The 24,602-nt window shown below is 42.8% G+C and carries 27 protein-coding genes and 2 pseudogenes; 11 read left to right on the top strand and 18 right to left on the bottom strand.

What is annotated here, in order from left to right:
• Window positions 1-656 precede the first annotated feature (656 nt).
• The 4 genes and pseudogenes from lon to DESOR_RS09505 form a co-directional block, all read right to left on the bottom strand.
• Window positions 657-2,581: pseudogene (gene lon / locus DESOR_RS09520) on the bottom strand (endopeptidase La); the annotation flags it as partial.
• Between the two features lie 125 nt (window positions 2,582-2,706).
• Window positions 2,707-2,943: a hypothetical protein gene (locus tag DESOR_RS09515; RefSeq protein ID WP_014184381.1), complete on the bottom strand. Its 237-nt coding sequence runs from the start codon at window positions 2,941-2,943 to the stop codon at window positions 2,707-2,709.
• 237 nt (window positions 2,944-3,180) lie between these two features.
• Window positions 3,181-4,053 carry a radical SAM protein gene (locus DESOR_RS09510; protein WP_014184380.1) on the bottom strand — a complete coding sequence of 291 codons (873 nt, stop codon included), beginning with the start codon at window positions 4,051-4,053 and terminating at the stop codon, window positions 3,181-3,183.
• A 261-nt stretch (window positions 4,054-4,314) separates the two neighbouring features.
• Window positions 4,315-5,154: a DUF3102 domain-containing protein gene (locus tag DESOR_RS09505; RefSeq protein ID WP_014184379.1), complete on the bottom strand. Its 840-nt coding sequence runs from the start codon at window positions 5,152-5,154 to the stop codon at window positions 4,315-4,317.
• Between the two features lie 207 nt (window positions 5,155-5,361).
• Here DESOR_RS09505 and DESOR_RS09500 point away from each other — a divergent pair, with 207 nt between their 5' ends.
• The 6 genes from DESOR_RS09500 (at window position 5,362) to msrB (ending at window position 8,183) form a co-directional block, all read left to right on the top strand.
• A complete protein-coding gene (locus tag DESOR_RS09500; protein ID WP_014184378.1) occupies window positions 5,362-5,592 on the top strand; it encodes a DUF1659 domain-containing protein in 231 nt (76 codons plus the stop codon).
• Between the two features lie 169 nt (window positions 5,593-5,761).
• Window positions 5,762-6,127 (top strand): BlaI/MecI/CopY family transcriptional regulator, encoded by a 366-nt coding sequence (locus DESOR_RS09495; RefSeq protein WP_014184377.1) that lies wholly within the window; start codon window positions 5,762-5,764, stop codon window positions 6,125-6,127.
• Window positions 6,128-6,138: 11 nt separating this feature from the next.
• Window positions 6,139-6,321 (top strand): hypothetical protein, encoded by a 183-nt coding sequence (locus DESOR_RS29580; protein WP_042331023.1) that lies wholly within the window; start codon window positions 6,139-6,141, stop codon window positions 6,319-6,321.
• A complete protein-coding gene (locus DESOR_RS27910) occupies window positions 6,240-6,575 on the top strand; it encodes a M56 family metallopeptidase (protein WP_081468486.1) in 336 nt (111 codons plus the stop codon). The genes DESOR_RS29580 and DESOR_RS27910 overlap by 82 nt, the downstream gene beginning before the upstream one ends.
• 34 nt (window positions 6,576-6,609) lie before the next feature.
• Window positions 6,610-6,981, top strand: coding sequence for a hypothetical protein (locus DESOR_RS28775; RefSeq protein WP_148265253.1), 372 nt, complete (start codon window positions 6,610-6,612; stop codon window positions 6,979-6,981).
• Window positions 6,982-7,232: 251 nt separating this feature from the next.
• On the top strand, window positions 7,233-8,183 hold the full coding sequence (msrB, locus tag DESOR_RS09480) for a peptide-methionine (R)-S-oxide reductase MsrB (RefSeq protein WP_014184376.1): 951 nt from the start codon (window positions 7,233-7,235) through the stop codon (window positions 8,181-8,183).
• 199 nt (window positions 8,184-8,382) lie between these two features.
• On the opposite strand, the gene DESOR_RS09475 is transcribed toward msrB, so the two are convergent.
• Entirely contained in the window at window positions 8,383-8,652 is a 270-nt protein-coding gene (locus DESOR_RS09475) for a hypothetical protein (RefSeq protein ID WP_014184375.1), read from the bottom strand.
• A gap of 14 nt (window positions 8,653-8,666) precedes the next feature.
• Entirely contained in the window at window positions 8,667-8,942 is a 276-nt protein-coding gene (locus tag DESOR_RS30190) for a transposase (protein ID WP_242832483.1), read from the bottom strand.
• A gap of 76 nt (window positions 8,943-9,018) precedes the next feature.
• Here DESOR_RS30190 and DESOR_RS09470 point away from each other — a divergent pair, with 76 nt between their 5' ends.
• A complete protein-coding gene (locus tag DESOR_RS09470) occupies window positions 9,019-9,201 on the top strand; it encodes a type II toxin-antitoxin system HicA family toxin (protein WP_014184374.1) in 183 nt (60 codons plus the stop codon).
• 76 nt (window positions 9,202-9,277) lie between these two features.
• Complete coding sequence (locus DESOR_RS09465; protein ID WP_014184373.1) at window positions 9,278-9,673, top strand: type II toxin-antitoxin system HicB family antitoxin; 396 nt, start codon at window positions 9,278-9,280, stop codon at window positions 9,671-9,673.
• Window positions 9,674-9,698: 25 nt separating this feature from the next.
• Here the strand turns inward: DESOR_RS09465 and DESOR_RS09460 are convergent, their stop codons facing one another.
• The 7 genes from DESOR_RS09460 to DESOR_RS09430 form a co-directional block, all read right to left on the bottom strand.
• Entirely contained in the window at window positions 9,699-10,688 is a 990-nt protein-coding gene (locus tag DESOR_RS09460; protein ID WP_014184372.1) for a nucleotidyltransferase family protein, read from the bottom strand.
• Window positions 10,689-10,931: 243 nt separating this feature from the next.
• Window positions 10,932-11,306 carry a recombinase family protein gene (locus DESOR_RS27895; RefSeq protein ID WP_242832482.1) on the bottom strand — a complete coding sequence of 125 codons (375 nt, stop codon included), beginning with the start codon at window positions 11,304-11,306 and terminating at the stop codon, window positions 10,932-10,934.
• Window positions 11,307-11,620: 314 nt separating this feature from the next.
• Window positions 11,621-13,216, bottom strand: coding sequence for a type I restriction-modification system subunit M (locus tag DESOR_RS09450; protein WP_014184371.1), 1,596 nt, complete (start codon window positions 13,214-13,216; stop codon window positions 11,621-11,623).
• Window positions 13,217-13,233: 17 nt separating this feature from the next.
• Window positions 13,234-14,469: a restriction endonuclease subunit S gene (locus DESOR_RS30185; protein ID WP_014184370.1), complete on the bottom strand. Its 1,236-nt coding sequence runs from the start codon at window positions 14,467-14,469 to the stop codon at window positions 13,234-13,236.
• The gene (gene rhuM / locus DESOR_RS09440) at window positions 14,466-15,467 is read right to left on the bottom strand and encodes a RhuM family protein (protein ID WP_014184369.1); all 1,002 of its coding nucleotides are present in this window, start codon (window positions 15,465-15,467) and stop codon (window positions 14,466-14,468) included. Before rhuM ends, DESOR_RS30185 begins: the two co-directional genes overlap by 4 nt.
• Before the next feature lie 31 nt (window positions 15,468-15,498).
• Complete coding sequence (locus DESOR_RS09435) at window positions 15,499-18,708, bottom strand: type I restriction endonuclease subunit R (protein WP_014184368.1); 3,210 nt, start codon at window positions 18,706-18,708, stop codon at window positions 15,499-15,501.
• Window positions 18,705-19,280: a restriction endonuclease subunit S domain-containing protein gene (locus DESOR_RS09430; protein WP_014184367.1), complete on the bottom strand. Its 576-nt coding sequence runs from the start codon at window positions 19,278-19,280 to the stop codon at window positions 18,705-18,707. Before DESOR_RS09430 ends, DESOR_RS09435 begins: the two co-directional genes overlap by 4 nt.
• 340 nt (window positions 19,281-19,620) lie before the next feature.
• Between DESOR_RS09430 and DESOR_RS27890 the strand changes: the two genes are divergently transcribed.
• Together DESOR_RS27890 and DESOR_RS09425 are read left to right on the top strand one after the other, a co-directional pair.
• Window positions 19,621-19,794: a type II toxin-antitoxin system HicA family toxin gene (locus DESOR_RS27890; protein ID WP_014184366.1), complete on the top strand. Its 174-nt coding sequence runs from the start codon at window positions 19,621-19,623 to the stop codon at window positions 19,792-19,794.
• 56 nt (window positions 19,795-19,850) lie between these two features.
• The gene (locus DESOR_RS09425; RefSeq protein WP_014184365.1) at window positions 19,851-20,255 is read left to right on the top strand and encodes a type II toxin-antitoxin system HicB family antitoxin; all 405 of its coding nucleotides are present in this window, start codon (window positions 19,851-19,853) and stop codon (window positions 20,253-20,255) included.
• 524 nt (window positions 20,256-20,779) lie between these two features.
• Here the strand turns inward: DESOR_RS09425 and DESOR_RS27885 are convergent.
• Window positions 20,780-20,956: a cupin domain-containing protein gene (locus DESOR_RS27885; RefSeq protein WP_242832481.1), complete on the bottom strand. Its 177-nt coding sequence runs from the start codon at window positions 20,954-20,956 to the stop codon at window positions 20,780-20,782.
• 175 nt (window positions 20,957-21,131) lie between these two features.
• Window positions 21,132-21,530 carry a LytR/AlgR family response regulator transcription factor gene (locus DESOR_RS09420; RefSeq protein ID WP_014184364.1) on the bottom strand — a complete coding sequence of 133 codons (399 nt, stop codon included), beginning with the start codon at window positions 21,528-21,530 and terminating at the stop codon, window positions 21,132-21,134.
• A gap of 207 nt (window positions 21,531-21,737) precedes the next feature.
• Here DESOR_RS09420 and DESOR_RS09415 point away from each other — a divergent pair, with 207 nt between their 5' ends.
• Entirely contained in the window at window positions 21,738-21,992 is a 255-nt protein-coding gene (locus DESOR_RS09415) for a helix-turn-helix domain-containing protein (protein ID WP_014184363.1), read from the top strand.
• 143 nt (window positions 21,993-22,135) lie between these two features.
• On the opposite strand, the gene DESOR_RS09410 is transcribed toward DESOR_RS09415, so the two are convergent.
• The 3 genes and pseudogenes from DESOR_RS09410 to DESOR_RS09395 all read right to left on the bottom strand — a co-directional run bounded on the left by DESOR_RS09410 (window position 22,136) and on the right by DESOR_RS09395 (window position 24,577).
• The gene (locus DESOR_RS09410; protein WP_014184362.1) at window positions 22,136-23,101 is read right to left on the bottom strand and encodes a bacteriophage abortive infection AbiH family protein; all 966 of its coding nucleotides are present in this window, start codon (window positions 23,099-23,101) and stop codon (window positions 22,136-22,138) included.
• 531 nt (window positions 23,102-23,632) lie between these two features.
• Window positions 23,633-23,842: pseudogene (locus DESOR_RS09400) on the bottom strand (DUF3102 domain-containing protein); the annotation flags it as partial.
• Window positions 23,843-23,902: 60 nt separating this feature from the next.
• Window positions 23,903-24,577, bottom strand: coding sequence for a cupin domain-containing protein (locus DESOR_RS09395; RefSeq protein ID WP_014184360.1), 675 nt, complete (start codon window positions 24,575-24,577; stop codon window positions 23,903-23,905).
• Window positions 24,578-24,602: the final 25 nt, after the last annotated feature.

The raw sequence follows: 24,602 nt of genomic DNA, 5'->3' as shown, positions 1-24,602 counted from the left end.
TCTGAATTTCTCTGTAACTTGGCTACTTTCTCATATATAAAACTAAATTATTTCAACTGTTTATGGGGTTAGCATTATAGACAAACTGCCTTCTTTTCGCTGTATAACCACCAATTAAAAACTTTAATTACGCTCTCGGCTTTACGCCTCAAAACCATCAATTGTATCCATCCAATGACCTGAACGGATGATAAATAGAAAATAGCCTTTGTCATATGCCTTAAGCTGTCCTACATACATTATAACTCTGCCACCACTGTATTCTATATAAAATTAAATATTTTCTAAAAAATAAACATCTCCTCACCTAAGCTCACCCCAAAGAAATTTAGATAAGTTGATGAATCACTTCCACCCGCTCAGCGGGTGGTTTGCTCTAGCCCTATAATGGCTGGGTACGGGCTATTTTTTCTTTTTCATTTCTACTGGCTCACCCGTAAACGGGTCAACAAACTCTTTGATAGTCAACTGATCTGCTGCGATATCCTTCGGAAGTATGGACACCAACATATGGATGTGATCTGGGCTCTTGTAATTTTGGAGTGATTTAGAAAATTACCTAAAGCGAAATGGGTATAAATACAAAATGTGTTTATAAAAATACCCTGCCAGGATGGTTACCTTGCAGGGCTATAAAAAGAGAGGAGAAACTAAAATCAAATTACATGGAAACCCATCCGATCTGCCTTTTCCTGCACCATACGCTCTATTCTAGGCAGGGAAATCCCCAGGGTTTCCCGGAGTACGTCTTCCACGGTTTCTACGGGTATCACCGTAAGTTGTTTTTTTACATCTTCGGGTACGTCCTTCAGATCCACCACATTGTCCTTAGGAATCAGCACTTTGCTGATTCCGGCCCTTTGGGCCCCCAGCAGCTTTTCCTTCAGCCCGCCGATTGGCAGGACGGCGCCCCTCAGCGTGATTTCTCCGGTCATGGCGATTTGGGAATCCACCTTCTTGCCGGTGATCAGGGAAGCCAGGGCGGTGAATAGCGCAATGCCTGCGGAGGGGCCGTCTTTGGGAACCGCTCCGGACGGGACATGAATATGCAGATCCCGTTCCTTGAAAGGAACTGTATTCAGCGGCAAGCGCGATTTCAGCAGACTCAGAGAAATCCTGGCCGATTCTTTCATTACATCTCCCAGCTTGCCGGTGAGGATAACTTCTCCGTTTCCGGGCATATCGGTGGCCTCGATAAAAAGGATTTCACCGCCGACGGGAGTCCAGGCCAGCCCTGTGACCACGCCGGGAGGATTATCCTGCTGAGCCCTGTCATGCCGCGCCACCTGTCTGCCCAGCAGTTCCTCCAATTCCTCGGCCTTAATCCGGTAAGGCAGGTCTACTTTGTGGGAGACAATTTTCTCCGAGGTCACTCTGGCCAAGGCAGACAGTTGCTTTTTCAGCCCCCTGACTCCGGCTTCCAAGGTGTAGTCACTGATTATTTTCTGCAGCACATCATCATCCACCAGCAATTCTTCTGTGGTCAGTCCGTGTTCTTCCAGGATAGCCGGGAGCAGATGATTTTTGCCGATATGAAATTTTTCCTCGATGGTATAACTAGTAACCTGAATGACTTCCATTCTGTCCAATAACGGTCCCGGAATGCTTTCGATTGAATTGGCCGTGGCAATAAAGAACACATCGGACAAATCATAGGGCAGGTCCAGATAATGATCCGTAAAGCTGTTGTTTTGTTCAGGATCAAGCACCTCCAGCAAGGCGCTGGCCGGATCGCCGCTGAAACCGCCGGCCTGCAGTTTGTCCACTTCATCGAGGACCATGACAGGATTGTTGGCCCCTGCCTTTTTGATGCTTTGGATAATCCGCCCCGGCAATGCGCCTACATACGTTCTGCGGTGTCCCCTGATTTCGGCTTCATCCCTGATTCCGCCTAAACTCAACCGGATATACTTGCGCTCCAGCGCCTCGGCAATACTTTTGCCCAGACTGGTCTTTCCGGTACCAGGAGGTCCTACCAGCAAGATGATGGAGCCTTTTTTGCCGTTTTTGAGCTGTATCACCGCCAAATGCTGGATAATCCTGTCCTTCACTTTCTCCAGGCCATAATGCTGTTCATCGAGGACCCGCCTCGCCTCCTCCAGATTGACCGGCTTAGCTTCAGTCTTTTGCCAGGGCAGTTGAACCAGCAGATCCAGGTAATTGCGGATCACGTGATAGTCGGAACTTTGCGGCCCCTGAGCCTCCAGCTTATCTAACTCCTCAAGGGTGGCTTCTTTAATATCAGGCGGCATCTGCGCTTCTTCGATTTTGCTTAAATAGTCCTTCTCTTTTTTGGCGCCTCGGCCTTTTTTCCCTTCATTCAGTTCCTCCTGAATGACTTTCAGCTGCTCTCTGAGCGCGTTTTCCCGGTAAAACCGGTTGGCCCGCTCGGATAATTTCTCGGACATCTGGATCTGCAATTCAATGACTTCCTTTTGCTTGAGCAGATGATCCATGAAGCGCAACCCCCGCTCCTTCAGGGAATCTATTTTGAGCAGTTCATACTTTTCTTCGTTAGAGATGGGGAGAAATGAACTCAAATACACAATTGCAGTGAATTTAAGTCGGCAAACTTTTCCACCACTTTGTTATATCTCTCTCCCCCTTGGAATTATACCCAGCTGATTAATGAATTAAGCTGCCCTAAACCCGAGTAATAAAACAGGATAGCTGACGCACTGATTAACAACATCGGTATTCCGAGAATCAGGATCTTAACCAGTTAACCCCTAACCTGCCTTTCCGGACCATTCTCCTCATAAATCCGGGCAAGGCAAGATACATACCAACCAGCAGGGAGAAACCACAATTGAACTGCATTAAGGGAAAGGGGTCATAATTTCTGCCCGCTTCGATATGCAGTGCTTTCTGATAATCCAAGCCGTAATACACAAGCAGCATCAAACCAAACTCATAGCCCAGATAAATAAATAATTTTTTCATCCAACCCCTCCCCCGTAATTTATATCTCATAACGCGCCAGTATGTCTTCCCATAGCATAAAACAAGCCTCTCAGCTTGTTTCTTCATCCGCTGCTTACAACGGATTGACCCTGTTCTTTTAATAATGGGACTCTATTCCATCCCCGCCGGGATCTCTGAATCATCACTCAAATTACTGACATGTCTCCAGATCAAGCCAAATCCTTTGTAGCGCTATAATATTCTGTTTGTCTAGCCCTACAAATAACGGGGATCAGGCCGCGTAAAATTGTCTTCTGAAACATTAAGCAACCGGTCCAGTTCAGCAAGCATGGCGGGTTTATCTGCCGGCAGCTCACCGTTGATCCAGGCAAAGTTGGAAATATGATCACTCATAAGCCGTCCAGGTCCACGTAAGTTCTCGACAAGGAGGCGAGTCTCCCGGATTGCGGCATGGGGATTCAGCAGCCGGAAATTACCCTTCTGGCATTCTTCACCCAAAGGCGTTTCTTCTACCGGATTATATGTGCGTAAACGCGTAAAATCCGGGGCGATGGCGTTTAGTACCCGGGCGCTTTCCAGGGCATGTTCCTGGGAACGCTCATGTCCACCAATCCCAATTAAAATGTATTCACTCAATTCCATACCCGCTTCTTTCACTTTTCGCCCATTCTCAATCATCTCTGCCGCGGTAAAACCCTTTTGAATATTCGCCAGCACGATATCGTCTCCACTTTCCAGACCGGAGTGAATCCTAGTCAAGCCAGACGCCCGCAACCGTTGCAATTCCGCCAAAGTTTTCAGTTTCAGGAACTTAGCGGAGCCATACATTGTCATACGGGAAAGACGGGGAAACAACTGGCCGGCATATTCCAGAATTTCTGCCAATTGCTCAGTTTTCATGATTATCGTATTGCCATCCGGGAAAAAGATGCTCTCTACATTATTTCCGTACAGATCCTGGGCACTTTTCAGGTCCTCTTTGATATCTGCTACAGGACGAATCTTGAATTTCTTATCCCTATACATTCCGCAGAAAGTGCACCGGTTATGTGGACAACCAATCGTCGCCTGGATAAGCAAACTGTCGGCCTCGCTGGGCGGTCGGTAAACAATACCTTCATAACGCATAGCAAAACACCCTTTCCAAAAGAATCTCTTTTGTGAAATAATTATCAGCTTGTCTATGAACATCAATCATGAATTTCCACATCTTTCCCAGATTTCCTCCCGTGATGTTGGAAAATTCCAAAAAAAGCAGAAACCCGGTGCCCTATCTCACTGCCGGATTACAGAATCTGCCTGTCCCCAAATCACCAGGATGCGATCCGCATCCCGGATGATGGAGAGACGGTGGGCGATGAGAAAATTGATCCGCTGCTGGTGGCTTCACTAGTCTACGTCCTTTTCAATTTTCAAATTTGTCTTAATCTCAGGAGGATATTTTTTCAGCGTCTCCGCCATGTTAGTTGCTATCTTTAACGCCTCTTTCCTGTTTATTTCTTTCTTCACCGGGTCTACCCTATTTAAGTCTACGAGAGTTTTCAGCAGCTCCCCGTAGGCACTGAGCATGTTGTCGCGGTACTTGGCGTATTCGGCGTCGTATTTCAGGCTGTCGGCATTGGTGTTCTCTGCCGGCAGCACACTTTGTGCAGTTTTCGGTTTGCTGATTTTCTTTTCCACCGGAATCAGTTCCACAGGTTTATCCTTAGCTTTATCCATTGGTTTATCTGCTGCCTCTACTGCCGCTTCTGCCTTTTCTTGCTTTCCCGTCGCCTGATTTTCCCACTCTTGGAGCTCTTCTTCCTGAGGCGCCCTGCCCCTTTCATTGATTGTCTGCCGCAGCTCCCGCTGGCTCATGTTCTCAACATCATTGTCCTCTATAAATTGATCCCGGTCCTCCAGCGGAATCCCAAAGAGGATGAGTCCTTGGGTGTAGTTCAAATGTTGCATCGATGCACCATTTGGGGACTCTTCCCCATCGGTGGAGGAGACGATTGACCCGTACTCCCGGAAGATCTTCATCAGTCTGCTGGCTGTGCTTCGGGAGTAACTCACTGACTCAGTCAGCCATTTGAGCCACTCCCCATGAGGTACCAGCTCTTTGGCTTCCGTTAGTCGCCGTCCGATCTCAACGGCGTTGCTAAGCAGTATTTTTCCGCTTTCTTCCTTGATAATGTTAATCTCAGACGCGATTTGCTCCGGCGTCCTCTTGGAAATTTCCATCACCATACCGGCTGCCCATCCTTTTACGAATGTCTTTTCAGATACCGCTATAGGATATGCGGAACCCCAGACAAGCGTGAAGGCAATGGCTCAATAAAAAAGCCGGGTTGGACAAAGAGACTTCCCTATAGTAACCATAGTACAAGTAACTCCATATTATATACAACCATGCCGAATCCATCGGCCTCTGGATCAAGAAAGGAAGGAAAAGAAATGCCTATCATTGATAAGCAGTTGACTTCAACTTTAGTGTTGAAATATGAAGACGGCTTAACACCGGCAGGCAGCCCCCAAATCAAGCAAAAGAGCTTAAATTACGTTAAGCCCGATGCTGATCATGAATTACTCCACGAGGCTGCTGCCACCCTATTCAGTCTCTCAGAGAATCCGCTCACTGCCGTAATTTTGCGTGATAGTACGGAGTTAGTGGAAGAAGCGGAATAATACCATCGCACTTTTAAATGGGGCTGCATGGAATCTTAGTTTCACGCAGCCCTGTCTATGGCAGCAAAGACCGAATCCTTGCGGACATCTAACGGTAGATCGTATTGCTAAAATCGTACTACAGGTGTAACATGTATTCATCTACAATTGTAGCACGGAGGTTTTTATAATGAGTTTAGCTGAAAAAATTTCTAATGCAGAGCTTGAAGTGATGCGCATACTCTGGCGCGAGAAGAAGCCTGTATCCTTTACTGATATTCGCGTCGAGCTTCAACATACCAAGGGTTGGGAAAAATCCACGATTAACACACTAATACGCCGCCTTGCTGATAAAGAGGTTATAACCGCTGAGAAACAGGGGGTGCTACATTACACGCCCAATATATCCGAATCCGCATATGTTCAGAGCGAGGAACAGAGCATGATCGATAAGCTCTACGCCGGAAACGTAAAAAACCTCGTCGCCGCCCTTTGCCGCAGGGGTAAATTATCCGAGGCTGATATTGATGAGCTAAAAGATTTTTTCAAGATGTGAGGGGATGCTAAATGAGGGCATGGGAAATCATTAGCGAAATTGCCCGAACCATTTTAATCATGTCGGCAACCGGCGGTATCATTGCGTTGCTTCTCTTTGCCATAAAACCGCTGTGCATTGGTTTAATCCCCTCTCCTACCTTGTGCGCCGTGAAATTGATCGTGCCTGTGAATTGTCCTGCGACGAAGCGGTGATAAAGGAACTTGATAATAATGGAAGACAGGGTTACGGAGATACGCTGATTGCGGTGGCAGCAGACACCAAATCACCGAAAACAATTGTATCCACAACGATGTGCGAGGAAAAGAAAGCACTTAAAGAACGGCTAAGCGCCATTATGAAACATAAAGGCTTTCCTATTAGGGCGATTGCTTTTTCATGGGTATTGGTGTCTGCGGTCTTGTGTGGAATAGTTGTTTTGGGCACTGAGACTGTGGGCTTCCCGTGATGTATCAATTGCTGACGATGTAAAAAACACAGCAGTGTGGAACGTTGCGAAGGAATATCCAGATGGCTTTGACGGCTCTGTTTGGGCTGTGGCAAGTGGCTCTGACGGCGTAGGGCAGACCAGCGATTATGTGAGGGTGGTATATGACCCGGCAAATGTGCCTACCCAGACGGAATTCAGCTTGCCCGTCACGTTCTACACGTATAGCGGAGACATATTAAATCCCATAGCAGAAAAACTGTCGGCAAACGAAAAGGGGCAGATCAACCTCCCGGATACAGTTTTTATCGAAATTGATGTGCCAAGCGGCGTGATAAGCTACAAACTCTATTGGCAGACCAGAGGAAGGCGAACCATTGGTGCTTCGGACCGTTTCTTACCAAGTGTCAAATACCGACCCAAATAGAACCCCGGATATCCGCTCACCCGACGGTAAGCTCTGGGATGTGAGGGAAGCCTTTCCCGATGGTTTTACAGGTGAAATATATGCGTTCGCTTCTGCATACAAAAATTTGAAGGACAACGGGGAAGCCGTGGGGGTTGTCTATGAGCCAAAAAGTTAGCATAAATGGATAGCACCAAGATAAAAATATATCTAAAATGGAATTGCGGTTAAATGCGAATACTGTTAATACAAATCATGAAAAGAGGTGCGCTATGCCAGAAATTTATCTTGCGGGCGGTTGCTTTTGGGGAACCGAGAAATATCTTTCATCGATTCGGGGCGTTTTGTCCACACAGGTCGGCTATGCGAACGGGAAGACGGAAAACCCCACTTATGAGGAGGTGTGCTGCCAGAATACGGGGCATGCTGAAGCTGTACGCGTCGTCTATGATCCCGGGGTAACTTCTCTGGCATTTTTGCTGGAGCTATATTATGAAGCAATTGATCCTGTTTCCGTCAACCGACAGGGCGGCGACCACGGTACGCAGTATCGGACCGGCATCTACTATGTGGATGACAAGGATCTGCAGGTGATTCAGCGCTCCATTGCACAACTGCAAAAGCGATACGACAAGCCTATTGCGATTGAGGTAGAGCCGCTAGGCAATTTCAGTCCCGCGGAGGAATATCATCAAAAATATCTGGATAAACATCCCGACGGCTATTGTCATATTTCAAATGCCAAGTTCGAAAAGGCGGCAACGTCAATTGTGAATCCGGCAGCTTACAGAGTGCCGGACGCCGATACACTGCACAGAACGCTGACTGCGGCGCAGTACGAGGTGACGCAGAAATGCGCCACCGAGCCTCCCTTTCAGAATGAATTCTGGAACACCTTTCAACCCGGAATTTATGTGGATATCACCACCGGTGAGCCGCTTTTCACTTCCAGTGACAAATTTGAATCCGGTTGCGGCTGGCCCAGCTTTTCAAAACCGATTGATCCGGATGTGATTCACGAAAAACAGGATACTTCTCATGGCATGCACAGGACAGAGGTTCGAAGCCGCACGGGAAACGCCCATTTAGGCCATGTCTTTAACGACGGTCCCAAGAAAACGGGCGGATTGCGGTACTGCATTAACAGCGCATCTTTGCGGTTTATCCCGAAAGACGAGATGGTGCAGGAAGGCTATGGGTATCTTTTGGATCTGATCAAATGAGAATTTCTAAATAATCCAAAAAAAGAAGAAACCCGGTGCCCTATCTCACCAGGTTTCTTCTTTTTACAAGTGATATATTTCTTACACCCACACTACACTATATGTGCCTGCCCCAGGATATGTGACAAGCAGCATGTGCAATTTCTGCACTAACCACTTTTTCATCAGCCTCATCAGTTATTAAAAGTGTCAAACTGTTTCAGTTAATAACAGGTGAAAATTTCACAAACCAAGTTCCGAAATCTATTTTCCTTACCTCAATGCCCTTCTCCACAGTTAGATTAGCATATTTTATAACCTTGTACCCTAACCCATAGTATTCTGTCGAACCGCCATCTTTGTACACTACTATGGGGATTGCGAAAACAGGAGATCTATTTGCTTTTGCTAAACAGAAGTCTGTCAGTAAAAAAGTAAACCAAATAATAATTAATAATATTCCTATGATATATTTTCTTTTTCGGGTCATATTTTGCCCCCTCGTTATGTCAAGTTCAACACAAAATACAAACCTAAAGACACCAAATGCCTGTGTCCATCTTCCTGAAGCTGATCTAAACATATTCTCGAACCAGGAGAGGAATTCCTGTATTCAACACAACTCATCGTACTCGAAAAGATGAACAGCAACTCGAGATGATTCTGGATATCGCGGGTACTGATCCCTTTGGAATATAGAGCAATGATCTGATCTTCAATTCCGGTGACATTACGCTGATGTTTCTTGACGATGAGAGTTTCAAAAATGTGAGACTTCATTCCTATTCTATTCAAACAGCTCTTCATAACACGTGCCATACGTGCTATAATAAATACATTGAGAGGAGGTTTGCGAATGAAACCCCGGGAACTTGAAAACATAGTTAAAGCCGATGGATGGCAATACACAGACACCAAAGGTTCTCACAAACATTACAAACATCCATCAAAACCGGGAAAAGTTACAATTCCATTTCACGGGAAAGATTTAAAAACCAAAACCGTAAACTCTATCCTAAAACAAGCGGGGCTGAAATAACCCCCCCTTTCCTAGGTTTACGATAAGCATAGAAGCTGAAAATAATGAATTAACTAGACGAAAGGCGGAATAAGCAATGAGACTTATTTATCCTGCTTGCTTTTACCCAAGCGAAGATGGTTATACTGTGGTCTTTCCTGATTTACCAGGATGCGTAACCGAAGGCGATACTTTACCTGAAGCTATGGATATGGCTATCGACGCAGCTTCTGGTTGGCTGTTAAGCGAAGTTGAGGAGAATAAGCAATTGCCTAAAGCTACAAATATTAAAAATGTAATCCCTAACGAATATGAGAATGGTTTCGTTAGTCTCATTGGTGTTGACTTAGACGAATACTCACAAAAGCACGGAAATAAAGCTGTAAAGAAAACCCTTACAATCCCCGCTTGGCTAAACACTATTGCTGAGGAGAATAATGTAAACTTCTCTCAGGTTCTGCAAAGCGCCCTAAAAGACCAGCTTGGTATTTAGTAATAAAAATAATTTCAGCAATTAACTAATCAATCAGGTCATTTTGAAATCTTGAAAGATGCTCGTACGGAAGAATAAGTCTTCCACGGAAGAGGCCGCAGCCATCGTTAATAAGGGAATTATTCACTGCCGAAAACATATTTACATCCAATTTTGATAATTCAAGCTGCTGCAACATGATACCTCTTTCATAAGCATCATCAAAATAAATATTTTCTCCTTTGGAAATGGCATCTCGTTTAGCTCTTTCACTTTCTTGTCGCTTTTCGTAACCTAAATGATTGGCAGGACCGATTTCAGCAAAATCATCCATTTCTTTTGTACGAAGCTGTACTTCCACATAACAACGGGCAATGTTATCATAAAAAGTTATGTGCAGCGAACGATAGCCACTAGACTCTGGATTTGCAATGTAATCTCTATAGTATGGGCTTACGCTCTCTCTTAATAAGGGCGATTTTTTCTGACCCATAAATGAAGACAGTTCTGCGGTAAATCCGCGTTCCTCAAGGAAATCAAGCAGCTTGTTAGCTACATCATATAGATATTTATTTTCTTCATCTGCGCAAATCTCATCTTCTTTTAAATGACATTTGGGAAGAGAAATCACGATTCGGTAGGCAATCAGGTCCCGAAAACAGTTTAAATTGTTTTTTAGTTCAGGAAGAGCCGGATAACTGCCATGTTTAATATAATACTCGTAAATATATTCTACGATGTATCCGTTAAATTTTGCTTCCGCGCGTATCAGAGATTTAATTCGGCCCTTAAAAGTAAAGGCAAGAAAAGGATATTCATTTGCCATAAGTTTATAAAATTCCCGAATCCGCTGAGACTGCGAAGTCAGGAATTCATTGTGCTGCAAAAGTCCCGCAATTTGAAGCAGAAAATTACAGTGCAAAAGATCAATCTGATTATGAGTTTCTTTCGCCGACTGTTTCAAATCCTCAGCATATCTCTGTAATATCTTTAGAACGGTATCGCCTGAGTATAAATAATCATTTAATTTTTTCACAGATGCACTTTCCTTTCCTGTATGGTTTCACCAATACGATATCAATCCGATTTCATAGCAATCAAAAGTCAGTTTCTGAAGATCAGGACGAAACCCATTCCCACCTTCGCCTTATGAACCTGACTTCTCAACAATTAATTTTCGATTAGGCTATTTTGTATTTTTACTTCTTTGAACTGTATTTTTTGCTTTTCCTCTTACTACCATCTTCGGCCTTTGTGACATTGCTTCGATTCTGCTTTTCTATCTGCACCGCTTGGAATGCTTCCTTCGATATGATCGCCGGATTGTTTTCCTCTGATAGATATAGGCATCGTGCTTTCCATTATCCAACAACCGGACATTTCCTGTGTATTTTTCATTACTGAGCATTACATCAATCGTCCGCTTACACCATTTTCCTTTTCCTGTAGGGGACTTGATTCCCCGTCGCTCTAATTCAGACTGACAATCCTTCAGAATACAAGAAAACTCTTTCCGAGATGAACCGATCTTACTTGATGCAATATCCATGTACACATCTACTAATAACCATTTGGGATTAACTGCTGTCAATCTTGTTAGCGCCGATACTTGGGCGGTAAGACTTTTCAGCTGATCAGCAGTGTTTGTGCTCACACGGCAGTAAATGCCTACGGCGCTTTTCCCGCTTTGGAGGTTTAGCCGGGATATAGTTGATTTTTTTGTTTTCCCCCATATTACACCTCGATAATTGTTCATTAGAAATATTCATGGATACATTTGAAAAGCAAGCAGAAACGCGTATTCAGCAAGAATTATTATACAATGCAGTTATCACAAAAAGTGTTAAAATGCTCTTGCATGGAGTAGATGAGATATACACGTTCCTTGTAATACTTATCAGCCTTAATTCACAGCGGATATATGAAAAAGAGTCAAGAAACAATATCCTTGACCCTTCCAATCAATTCCTACACATTAATTCCTAAAATTTTCAACTGTTCATTGATTTTAGCTTCAAGCTCCGCAATTTCTTGTTTATCTTGCTCTAATTGCTTATTCACTTCATCAAGATCAATGGCTTGCACTTCTTCAGACGTATCTACATAGCGAGGAATATTTAAGTTAAACTCATTTTCTTTGATTTCTTCAAGTGATGCCACGTGAGCGTATTTATCAACATCCACACGATTTTTGTAAGTTTCTATAATCTTATTGATGTTTTTATCAGTAAGTCTATTTTGATTCTTACCTTTTTCAAATTCGTTGCTTGCATCGATAAAGAAAATATCTTTTGCTTTACGATTTTTCTTAAATACTAAAATCGTCGTTGGAATTCCTACACCGTAAAACAAGTTGGCAGGTAACCCTATAACTGTATCAAGGTAGTTCTTCTCAATTATAGTTCGACGAATCGCTCCTTCTGCCGCACCACGGAACAAGACACCGTGAGGCAGTACAATCGCCATTGTTCCCGTATCATTCAGGTGATACAAACTGTGTAAAATGAATGCATAATCTGCCTTAGTTTTCGGAGCGAGCTTACCATAGTCTCGAAAACGGGGATCTTTTAGTTTCGTTTCGCTATTGTCCCAATGAGCAGAATAAGGAGGATTGGCAACCACAGCATCAAAAGAGCGCGGGTGGTCAATTCCTTTGGCGTCCGGCCCGTCGGGCCAATCCCTTTCAAGGGTGTCAGCATTAGACAGAGTCATGTTGTTAAAGGAAACGCCATGCATCATCAGGTTCATTCGAGCCAGGTTGTAGGTTGTCGTATTCTTTTCCTGACCAAAGAATTTAATCGCTCCCGGTTTATCGCCGCCAGGCAACTCACTTTTAACGGTTAACAGCAATGACCCGGAACCACAAGTCGGGTCATACACCGAAAAAGTATAATCCGATTCTTCTAACCCATCCGTTACGACTTTAGCCAAAATCTTAGAAACTTCATGAGGTGTGTAGAACTCCCCGCCTTTTTTGCCTGCACTTGCCGCAAATTGACCGATTAGATATTCATAGATTACGCCCAGAATATCTTTGCCATCTTCACCTTTGTAATCGATCCCATCAACCAGCTTGACAATACGGTTCAGTGATTTCGCCCGTTCATTGGTAGACGAACCAAGGCGTGAGTCGCCCAGGTTGATGTCGTTAAACACACCACGGAAATCTTTTACGGCTTCTCTGTTTAATTCGGCGTTCTTATTGAAGTTATCAAAAATCGTTTGATAATCACTTGGAACCACCATGCTGTTATCAATTTTCTGAACTAAAGATTCCCAGGTATCAAGGGGGGCAATGGCATAGCCTAAACTTGAAGAAATATCTTCTAAGTAGTCATTCAAATCGTCACCGTTTGCTTGTTCTAAGTAAGCTTTATTGACCGATTCGCCAACAGCAACATCAAGAACATTATTTTCAACTAAATACTGTTCTTGATGCTCGGACAGATAACGATAAAACATAAAGGCCAAAATGTAATTCTTATATTCTGAAGCGTCCATGTTTCCACGAAGCTCATTGGCCATCGCCCACAGCTTTGCTGTAATGGTTTGTAAGTTACTCATGTTGTTATATTTTCCTCCTAGACAAACATTTGTTGCATTAATGCTTTCTTCTGTTCCTGTAGGTGTTCCAGCTTACGCTGGTGAAGGGTGATGAGAGAGTCGAGGACTTTGAAAAACTCGCCGATTTGCGCTTGCTCGGCTAAGTCTTTGGGAAATTTCAGTTCCGTATCAAAGAAATCATCAGCCGAAATATTGAGCAATCCATGATTCCTTGCGCCTTCAGCAGCTCTTACAGCGACCTCTTTATGCCAGTTATCTGTGTCATAATACGAAACCAAATAGTCCGAATTTACTATGCCTTCATTAAGAGCAAAAACAATGTAGAGCGTCGACAAAACGCCCATTTCATAGCGGTCTAAGCGTTTAATCGATCCCCACGGAAATCCATCTGAATAGCTCTTATTATAGGCAAATTCGCCGCGCTTGACGAGGTAATAATTGCTTACATCTTTGCTCGCCACGCGTTTATTAAAGTAGGTTATTTGGTCAACTAAACCATAGAGCGAAGAGATCGTAAGCGGCAAAGTTGATTCTAGGTTTTTGTTCTTTCTGACTATGCGCTCGGCGACCTTCCCCAGTTTCCGCTGTTCCCAAGCGTCAGTGAATCCAGGGAAACGAACTTCCGGAAAACCTTCGCCATCTTTCGGAAACATTTTCTGAAGCAGCCCAGCCTTCAAATTTTTCACGTTATTTAACTTACGCTGATGAAGGATAATGTAGTTGTCAAGTTGAGTAAAGAAGGCCGTAATCCGCTCCTGCTCAGTCTCAGAAGGTATACAACACAAAATATTAATAAATGAGTCCCAGTATAGTCTCTTTCTGAAATCGGTAACTCCATAAGAGAGATTGTTCATCTGAATAATCTCTTCATCTCGGCGTAAACAATAATCCATAAACAGAGGGTAAAGCTCTGCACTGGGAATAGCTGTAATATATGCAGGACTTACCATCCCTTCTGACTTCACTACTCCAATTGCCCCTTGCCACGCACGCATCATGTTTAGAACAAGATCACCGAAATACACATGTTTATATAGAGATTTATCTTCACTCCTGCGCACTTTTTTACCTAAAGTATTACTGTCTAGTTCTTCGTTTGAAATACCATGATGGATGGAAACAGAAAGGATCTGTAACGAATCGTATCCCGGTTCGTTCCGCTCCGCGTATAGTTCTCCCAATTTCCGCTGTTCCCACGCGTCAGTAAATCCCGGAAACCTTATTTTAGGTACATTTTCCTTGTTTTCGCTCATTTCTGCTCTCCCTGTAGTTTCTTAACTTCCCTATCGAAATCAGAAACTATCTTTTGATGCTTGTTGAATTCTTTATATTCGTCAATTGCCTTTTTCGTAGCTGCATTATGGGAAATATACCCATGTCCCTCCAAGATTTCATAGCGGTTGAATTTCAAGAATTCATCAATACTTGCCGCAAAATCCTGCATTCCCAATAAGGTTTCATCTTCAAGCAGACGCTCTACATAGTCAAAGTAGGCTGATACGTTACGCTCCAGACTGCGAATTTCTTTTTCTGATAGGTAATTCTTTGCCACTACAACATCTGACTGTAAGATTCGTCCGTCAGGTGAGTTCTTCCAAGAAGTAAGCCCCATATGCTCTTTGTCTTTATCGGCACTGTCATAAACAATTTCAGCAGCAGTTTTTCCTGTGATCGCATAATGAAACTTGTTTTGTACTGTCGCATAAAACTTCTTGGTAATATCTGAGTTTTTATCATAATCGTATGAAATTTCCGCAAAGACATCTGTGATCTGTTGCCATATCCGTCGTTCACTTGCTCGAATGGAACGAACGGTTTCAATCAACTCACGGAAGTAATCCTTGCCAAAAACATTTTCACCTTGTTTCATACGTTCCACATCAATCTTAAAGCCTTTTTGGATGTATTCTTTTAAGACATCCGTTGCCCATATACGAAACTTCGTCGCCTTTTGAGAATTCACACGATAGCCAATGGAGATAATCGCATCCAAGTTGTAATATTTTACTGGCTTTGTTTGCGTTTTCCCTTCCATTGCGCCATGTTGAGTGGTATGTGCAATTTCTGCACTAACCACTTTTTCATCGAGCTCATCAGTCTCAAAAACATTTTTCAAATGACGAGAAATTGATGTTCTATCAACATCGAACAATTCTGCAATAGTCTTTTGAGTTGCCCAAATCGTTTCATCTTGAACAAGAACTTCCACTTTTTCATCGGCATCATACATTAAAAACTGTATTTCTTTCATTATATCCTCCCCTGTAATTCCTTCGATCGGTTTAACTTTCCGCCAATTCATCCGCTAATTGGTAAATTGCTTCACGCAAACCGTTCCGGTATTTCATTTTAGGTAATGCCTGTATTTCTTTAGCATGGGCAAGTGTCTTATAGTCCGAACTTGCTTGAGCGATGATGTCGCGGATTTGCCCGGTATCATCCAAATCCTGCAGGCCGCAGCGATGACGGCTGAACAGCTCACGCATCCCCGCACTTGTGATAATATCCGTAATTCCCCACTTCACCCGGAAATCAAGAAACATTCGATCCAGGCTAACATTATTCGCCTGTTGGATGATTTGTTCACTGTCACTTAGTCGCGCAGGATACTTGAAGCCGGAATCTGCAGGCGGGAAGTACCCTTTAACAATGGCCACAGCCGCATTGATAATCTTAGTGGCATAGTTGCGGTCATCCAGCCCATTGGCAAATTGGTTGATTTTCTCTTGGGTTACTTTAGCGTTTTCGTTTTTGCCTTCGTGAACCTGGTTCAATAATTGTTCCACCAGCTCCGTAAGATAATCATAGTCTACTTTAACATCCTTCACATGGGTCATCCGCAGTTCGATTTGGTAAAGAGGGATTTTCTTCTCTTTGACAATATGTGACTTAAGTTCATTGGTTAAGACGGTTGTCAACATGACTTCCTGCTCTGAAGTCATCCCTAACTTTTCTACTAGTTCATCTGGATTGTCATAGTTAAATCCGACGTTTTCACCCTCAATTTCATCGGGTTTATATTGCTTTAATTTTGCCATTCCTCTGTTATATTCACGGAGCAGCTCAAGCATATGGTCCTTTTGTTTTTCAGAGGGTGGCAACTGCTGAAATTTAGTTGTCAAGCTGCTTAATTTCCCAACTACTTCTTTCACTTCGTTAAATACATCTGCAAACGGTTTAGCAATAATACCGTCTTTTTGATTAGACTCGCGCTGTTCATCTTCAGACAAAATGGCTGAGTCTTTATTGGCATAAACAGCAAGGGCTTTATTCATCAACTTCTCGTTTTGCGCCGGCCAGCGGTAATTAACCACACGTCCCCATGGTTTCTCTTGCATGTCGGCAATACGGTTCGTTCTGGAATAAGCTTGAATTAACCCGGCACCTTTCAGGGTTCTATCCACATAAAGGCTGTTCAGTTCAGGCGCATCAAAACCGGTCAATAGTTGGTCCACCACGATAACCAAATCCAGAAATTTTCCGTCAGCAGCCGATTTATTTAAGCGTGAAGTCACGTCTTGGGTGTAGCCTGAAACATCGTCCATCCCAAAAGCTGTGCCAAATTCAGCATTATACGCTTTCATGGCATCATGCAAACCTTGATTTGCGGCAAGCATGCTATCATTATTTGATGTATTTTGACTGAAGGTAACGGCGACTTTTAAAGTCTGCCCGCCCTTCTGCTTATTTTCTTCGTTGACACGCTGAAACTCGTGAAAATACAGCATCGCCATGAGCGTACTTACCTTACCCCCGCCTACGTGAGTTGTCAACAAAGCATTATACTTGCTTTCATTAGAACGATTACGCCAATTTTTGAAAATGTCTTCCACTACCAGTTTGACGTGATGCGGATTTTCATCATAGAAACTGGGTTCGATCGCATCATCCATATCCTCTTGAGAGAGATGGTTAATTTTCTCTTGAATTTGCTCTTCGCTCCATTTAGGATGGCGCTCCCGGTAAAACCCAGGGAGATATTTTTCTTTCATTTGTTTTTCGTCAATCGTTGTCTCAAAGTCGACTTTGAAACCCAAAACGTTGCGGTCAGCAATGGCTTCACGAATGGTATAAGCGTGTAATAACGGACCAAAAATATCTTCTGTGCGCAGCCCGGTGGTTGTTTCATCAAACATGGGTGTTCCGGTATAGCCAACCCAAGCGGATTTTTTAAAAGCTTTTTGAATTGCCTTAAATGAGTCGCCGCCAGTTGACCGGTGAGCTTCATCCACGATAAATACGATATTCTTATCCGGGGCTTTAAAGGTTTTACGTTTCACCAATGTATCCAATTTTTGCACGGAAGTCACAATAATATGATTGTCTTTACTTTTGAGCTTACGGCTCAAATCAGTCGTATTGTTTGTGTTTTGAACGCTGCCTAAGGTGTCTTCTGTGGCATCAGGATCATAGGCTTTGTAATTTTCATTGGTTTGCTTGGTTAAAGCGATTCTATCCACCACAAAGACAACCTTGTCCACTTTGGGCATACGGCTGGCCAGCCATGCAGTTTTAAAACTTGTAATGGTTTTTCCTGAGCCGGTTGTGTGCCAGATATAACCAACTTTATTTATACCAAATTCAAAATCGACACCTTTTAAACTTTCGATAACGTTTTGGGTCGCATACACTTGATAAGGACGCATCACCTTTAACATTTGTTTATTCTTTGTTCCGTCCAAAATCATGTAGTTGGTGGCCATTTGATGGGCCATGGGGATGGAAAGCATTGAATCCGCAAATTCCTTCCAGTGACGCACAATGGTATTGTCACTCTTGCGCTGCCAGTTAAAGGCGAAGTCCTTATTGAATTTATCCGGCGTCGTATTCGCCATATACTTCACATTGTTTGGCGTGATGGCCACCAAAATCTGCAGCGTCGAGAAAATATCACGATACTGATTTTCATCAGCATATTGCTGCATTTGATTGAGGGCTTCATTGACATCCCTGGTGTCACGTTTTTCTTCAATCTGAATAATGGGCAGACCGTTAATCAAGAGCGTCGTGTCAAAATAGCACTTTTGTTTTCCAGTGATAACCGCGGGTCGATAAATTTGATTGACCACTTGATAAACCGTATCCCCGGCCCCTACTTGTTTTTGATCAAAAACAGTCAGAAATACATGACGTCCGTCATCTAAATCAATCTCGATTTGGGACACACCATTTAAGCCATACAGGAACTGCCCCGCTTCGTATGGTGTCCGAAGGTCCGAGATGATTTTCTTAACTTGATTAAATTCCACAACACTTAAAGGATGGTCCAGGGTGTTTTGATTGTGTTGTTCTAAGATCGCCTTAAAGTTATCCCAGAGTTGTGCTGTTGTTTTAATATGGGGTTCATATTTCCACAGTTTGGTTTTCACTACATAATCAACCTGTGTTTCTTTGGCAACAAATTCACGGATACCTGCCAGATGCTCCGGTTTGGTTATTGTGCCACTGGTAAGGTATTGAATGAGTTCTGTTTCAAATTCCTTCTCCTTCATTTCCTGCTCGCCTCCCTAAGCTTTTCCAATACGATGATGGTTTCTGAGTTTGCCGCTCTATTTCTTAAGGCTTTTAGCCGCAATTGGTTGAAATAAAGTTCACCGATCAGTCGCTGTGTTTCTATTGCCGGCAAATCCGGCAATAGAAATTCTTTCACCTGTTTCAGCGTGTATTTTAGGACTTGAGAACCCTGCAAGCCCATTTGAACCTGTTTCTTAATGGATTGATCTTCATTAAGTATGTAAACAAGATATTTCGCATCAACCTTTTCGTCAGGTACTAGCTTGACGTAGTTTTGTGTGTATAGATACCCCTGATGATTCTCACCAACCAGAGTGGATTTTCCTGATATCAAACTAAAAACCACATCACCTTGACTAAGGGTATTTACCTTGTCAAAGGTTCGCACTTGTTTGCTGTCACTACGATTAGAATCCATGCCAACCAAATCTTCTTCAATATCTGATTGTCCATAATAGGTGTAAAGTGGCGCTTTATCATCAAACACTTCTTTAATCCTAAATTGCGGGGAGCCACTCACGAGCTCGACCACACCCTCTAATCTTATCATATAAAATGTGTGCCTTTCTAAAATTACATTTTTAATATTTATATTTTATCAAGTTATTTTTAAAATGCAAGCATTGGTTAGTTAGTTTTAAAAAATCAATTGGACCGTTTACCATCCGGATAAGACAAAGCGTATTCGGCGGAACAGGCTAATGGGTATCATATATTGGTTCCAGGTACCTTCGCTGAACGACAAGTTCCGCCGAGTAAAAACGCAGATAAAAAGTGTGTTCGAGAAGCTCGGCATGCAACCTATTTCTCAAATACATAAATTAAGTATAATTCCTATTGGTATTACGTAAAACACGTAGTATAATCATATCAAAAGGTAGGTGAAGCAAATGAAACGACGGGACTTGATTAAAAAACTTGAATCAAATGGCTTCAGTAAAGTAAGGGACCATGGAGACCACACCATTTACAAAGCCCCTAATACGAGAGCTGTTCAAGTCCCAAGACATCGAGAAATTAACGAAGTGACAGCAAAGCAAATCCTAAAAGATGCAGGGCTGTAATAAGTCTCCATCAAGGAGCTTCAGATAAAACAAAAATAATAAAGGAGGCAGCGGCCATGGTTTACGTTTTTCCTGCGATATTTACACCCGTCGAAAATGGATATGCTATACGATTTCCCGATTTGCCCGGAACTAATAGTCAAGGTAGCAATCTGGCCAATGCCATCTATATGGCACGTGACGCCTTAGCAACATGGTTAGATTATCTCATGGACGAAAAAGCGGTCATCCCGACTCCATCAAAGGCAAAGGATATCTCTTTAGAGGACGGACAATTCTCAACAATGATAGATATTGATATGACAGCCTACCGCCGGCATAAGAATTCAAAGGCCGTAAAGAAAACATTATCAATTCCTTCTTGGCTCAACGAAGAGGCAGAAGCTCAAAATGTAAATTTCTCAGCTATTCTTCAAGACGCCTTGAAAGAACATTTAGGAATTCAAACAAGTGAAAAATAATTAATTCAAAGGCAGCCTTAAACCGGCTGCTTATTTTATTAATACCCTCTATTCATCATCATCCTATCCCAGACCTTAAACCGCCGACTCTCCTCATACAACTCGTCCAATTCCTTTCCCACACGGCAAGTTACGCCGTCATTATTACCACAGTTCCCGCAATTGGCTGCGGCATGTTTATATTTAGGAGTAAACCCCAAGCCCGCAGGGCTTTCACTATCTATGCCATCAAAGCTCGGACATCCAGTATGGTATCATAACCGACGTGCATGTCACCCCTGGTGATGTAACAGACGCAGGACTACTGCAGAATATGCCTACGGGCAGTAGATCCTTAAATTTATAAACAAAGCAGGGGACTCAGTCTGGTTCTGAGTCCCCCATAAATGGAGTAATTTATCTGCTGTTACTGTAGCCAATCCTTCTCTCCAATACCAAGTCCAGATTAGGTAATGTCTTCTTGCTATGCCGCTTTAAGAATACTCAAATCGGTGACACAACTGTAAACTCCTTTTTATTTGGTCTTAATCGCAAAAGTCCGCCCAGTTAGCCGGGTATGTGTAGTAAAAGACTTTACAAAAGTTAGGTGACGAAAAGACCACTTGACTCCCTTTCGGAATATATACCACATCTCCCGCTTTAGCCCGGAAGGTCTGCCCCGCTACTTCGAGAACAAAATCCCCTTCGATGACATAGTCCACTTTATGCGGGAAGGTTTTCCTCAGAACCCGAATTACACCCCACCCACTCCAGATCAAAACCCATCTAAAGCTACTATTGTAACCCTGGATTCAAACAGGAATGATGTAATAAAGGTTATGAGAAAACCTCACCAGTGACCAATTTAAACCGCCCTCATCCATCAGAGAATTTTGGTTATCTGATGGGACTGCGGCCAATCCTTCCCTCCAATACCTTGTCCAGGATTTTAGTAATGTCTTCTTGCTGCGCCGGTTTAATCAATACTCGAAGGGGTGACACAACTTTAAAATCATCTTGCGGGCCAGAGGCTGTTATAAAAACGATATAACAGTCCTTATTGCGCTGCCTTATATATGATGCGATCTCAAGACCGGTTATTTTTTTCATCCGGTTATCAAGAAAATAAAGGTCAAAAAGATTTCTGTCTTCGTTGAATTTCTCCAGAAGTTCCTCCCCGCTGCTAAATTGATAAAGATTAAATTTAACTCCAAATTTGCTTTCATACTCATGAATTAAAAGAACCACTAACGCCCGCTGGAGCGCCCCATCATCACATATGCTAATATTCAGCAAGAATATCACCTTTCTCAATTTCAATTAATTAAGTACAGGAGCTTAAAGTAGATAACGGCGATTTTTAATTATACTCCAATGAAAAGCAAAAAACGTTAATTTAGTTGTAGTATTACAACAACATTATACCTTTATATCGCATTCTATTGCAATCGCATTTTAGTTAAACTTATATTGAACTGTTATCTAAGTGATGGAGGAATCTAAATGCCCCCTAAAAGCAGCAACTCATCGTACTCAAAAGAAGAACAGCAGTTTCTAAAAAATATAGGGTTTAAAATTCAATTCCTTCGGAAACAGCGGGGTATAAGTCAGAGTGAACTTGCTGAAAGCACAGGCCTTAGTGATACTACGATTAGCCATCTTGAAAGCACCTCTGCTTATGGGATATCGATGATTGCCCTATACAGAATAGCGAAAGCTCTTGATGTAGACCCCAGCCAGATTCTGACCTTTAAATGATTATATTGGAAAAGAAAAGAGCGGTTTCACCTAAAAAGGACCCTATGGAATAAACATCAAAAAGGAGTGTTTATTCCATAGGGTCATGAATAATACAAGAACGACTCACTACCGGTTTGATACCAGTGGTGAGGCGTTTTTCATTAGAAGCCATGCTTGAGTTTAAATGCACAACGCCTTGCATATTCATCATCTTTCAGATCATAAAAATCATTGGCGCTTATTGTTACAATTCGATTTGCATCTACACCGGCATCAATCAAGCTTTGCCTCTTTGCTGGCGCTTCTTCCATCGCGTAGCAGTATACAGTCCACATCCGCTTTTTGCCTGTATATGAATCAATCAAAGTGAAATATGGCATATCGATTCCATCAAGAGAATGACCTATTACAGTGATATCGGATATGTCTTTTTCTGCAATGCAAGATAAATACACTGAATATTTATTCGTGTCTTTAAATGTCCTATCATAGTAGTCATTAACAACCCGGCATATACTACATACTTTTTCATCAAATACTTTTTCGGCTTCAGTTATCCTATCTCTTATTTTTTGTAAGCGTTCTTCGTTCCCGTGACCGAGGACTGGGTCAAGTGTGTAGTCTCGCAATGACCCGTGAATATGTATTATATTACCGGGTGCAATTCCATATACATTTTCAAGTACGGCAGTATAGTTGAATGTCAAGAATAGGTCTCTGTTGCTCTTATCTATTAATGAGGTGCGCGGAAGGCAGTCGCGGATTCGTATTGATCTAACCCATTGTTTCAGGTATACCGCCAATTTTTCGATATACTGATACTCGTCTGTAAAGTAGCTATATAAAGTATCTTCAATCCCAACATCGCCAGACTCTAAATCGAGTTCGATGCTTGTGCCAATATCAATTATGATATCTTCATCAATATTGGCAAGGTTGCTTTCAAAACGACTCCATAGTGTTTTTTTCTTTTCCTTATCGCTCATTCCCGGATAAATATCATAGTGCTCCTCAAAAGACTGTAAAAACTCTGGGTGCGCTAAATAGAGAAATGTCCTAAAGTCCCAATATCCTGTTGGAAGGCCATGCCCAATATCAAACCCGTTCCCGATAATAAAAAGTTTCATTGATAGTTCTCCTTTGGGCAAACTTTCGGCACACATCAAGAAAGTGCTTTCCAATAGCCTCTGCCTTATAATTATTTGCCTCACTTATAAAACGCAGGCTGTCTACTGAAGTCAACGCCAAAGAACGTCGACACATCTTCCTGTGTCAGTTCTTTTCTTCTCTGCGCTGTTTTAATTTTTCTCCAAAATACATGTTGCTGTGCAATAAGGGAAGATCGAAGTTTGTACCATTCTTCTAAATATTCCACATATTTCCGCATTCTCCTTCCTGAGATAATGAAAATAGTTTAAGAACAATAAAAAGCCAGACCGTTCAAATAAAACGATCTGACTAATTATATTTTACCATTGTTGAGACGTTGATAGTGCTATATCAAGGCTGAGTGAAAGCCTTGGTATGAGCTGGTTTAAGAATGGTATGTTCTTTTAATAGTGACAATGTGCACCGTTCACGGGAACATATCCACCGACACACCTCAGCCACTCTAACTATATAACATCTATCTTATTCATAATTACTTCATGCATCGTTTAAAACGGCTGACCAATCTGCTTGGTCAGCCGTTTTCCTCTGTTACAACCCTGCTTGGCCTGGTCCCTTTCTTTCCGTACCTGCTGCAACCCTTGTTTCGTCATACAGGCCACATCGTTTTGAGCCAGAAACTCTTCCCGCTCCTCCCCTGGTAACCCCAACAGGAGGACGACCTGGGTACATGTCAAATTGGTCACCAGTGACCAATTTGAGCTGCACTGTCCATCATAGGAGTTTGATCACAACTGTGAACTCCATTTTATTTGGTCCTAATCGCAGAAGTCCGCCCAGTTAGCCGGGTACGTACAGTAAAACACCTTACAGAAGTTCGGTGACGAAAAGACCACTTGACTCCCTTTCGGAATATATACCACATCTCCCGCTTTAGCACGGAAGGTCTGCCCCGCTACTTCGAGAACAAAATCCCCTTCAATAACATAGTCCACTTCATCATAGTTCAGGAACCAAGGCAGCTGGGAATGATCAAAGGTCATAAAACCCGAAGCCAGATTCCCTACCCGTGAGTCAATTACATCCACCAGCCCGACTTTTTGTCCCGGAGGTGCTTCCAAAAAGGGCTGAACTACTACTGTTTCACCTTTAACATGGACAGGAATAGGGTTCGCACAGGCAGGTTTAAGAACCTGATCCAAAATTGTTTTGACAACTTTCTTAAGATCTCCAGATTTACTGTCATCCTCTGCAGCCGTTCCCGACATTACACTGACCTGTTGCCCGCCGGACTGATGCCCTGCCCTTTGTTCCACGGCTTGACCGACAATTTTACAGCCAACAATTTCTTCCCGGCCCCTGCAGATAGTAATCCCTAATTCCTTAGCCAGGTCTTTAGCTGAGGGAGTCAGGACACTATCCTCTTCTAAAACAACGTTCTTATCTACCTTAGCCAACTCTCTTAAAACCGCTGCCGAGATAAATCGTCCCATAATACACCTCCTATTTCGTGGTTCG

The organism is Desulfosporosinus orientis DSM 765 (assembly GCF_000235605.1).
In the GTDB taxonomy this organism is placed as follows: domain Bacteria; phylum Bacillota; class Desulfitobacteriia; order Desulfitobacteriales; family Desulfitobacteriaceae; genus Desulfosporosinus; species Desulfosporosinus orientis.
Note: the sequence above shows the minus strand (reverse complement) of the source record. Positions and strands in the feature narration are given on the sequence as shown.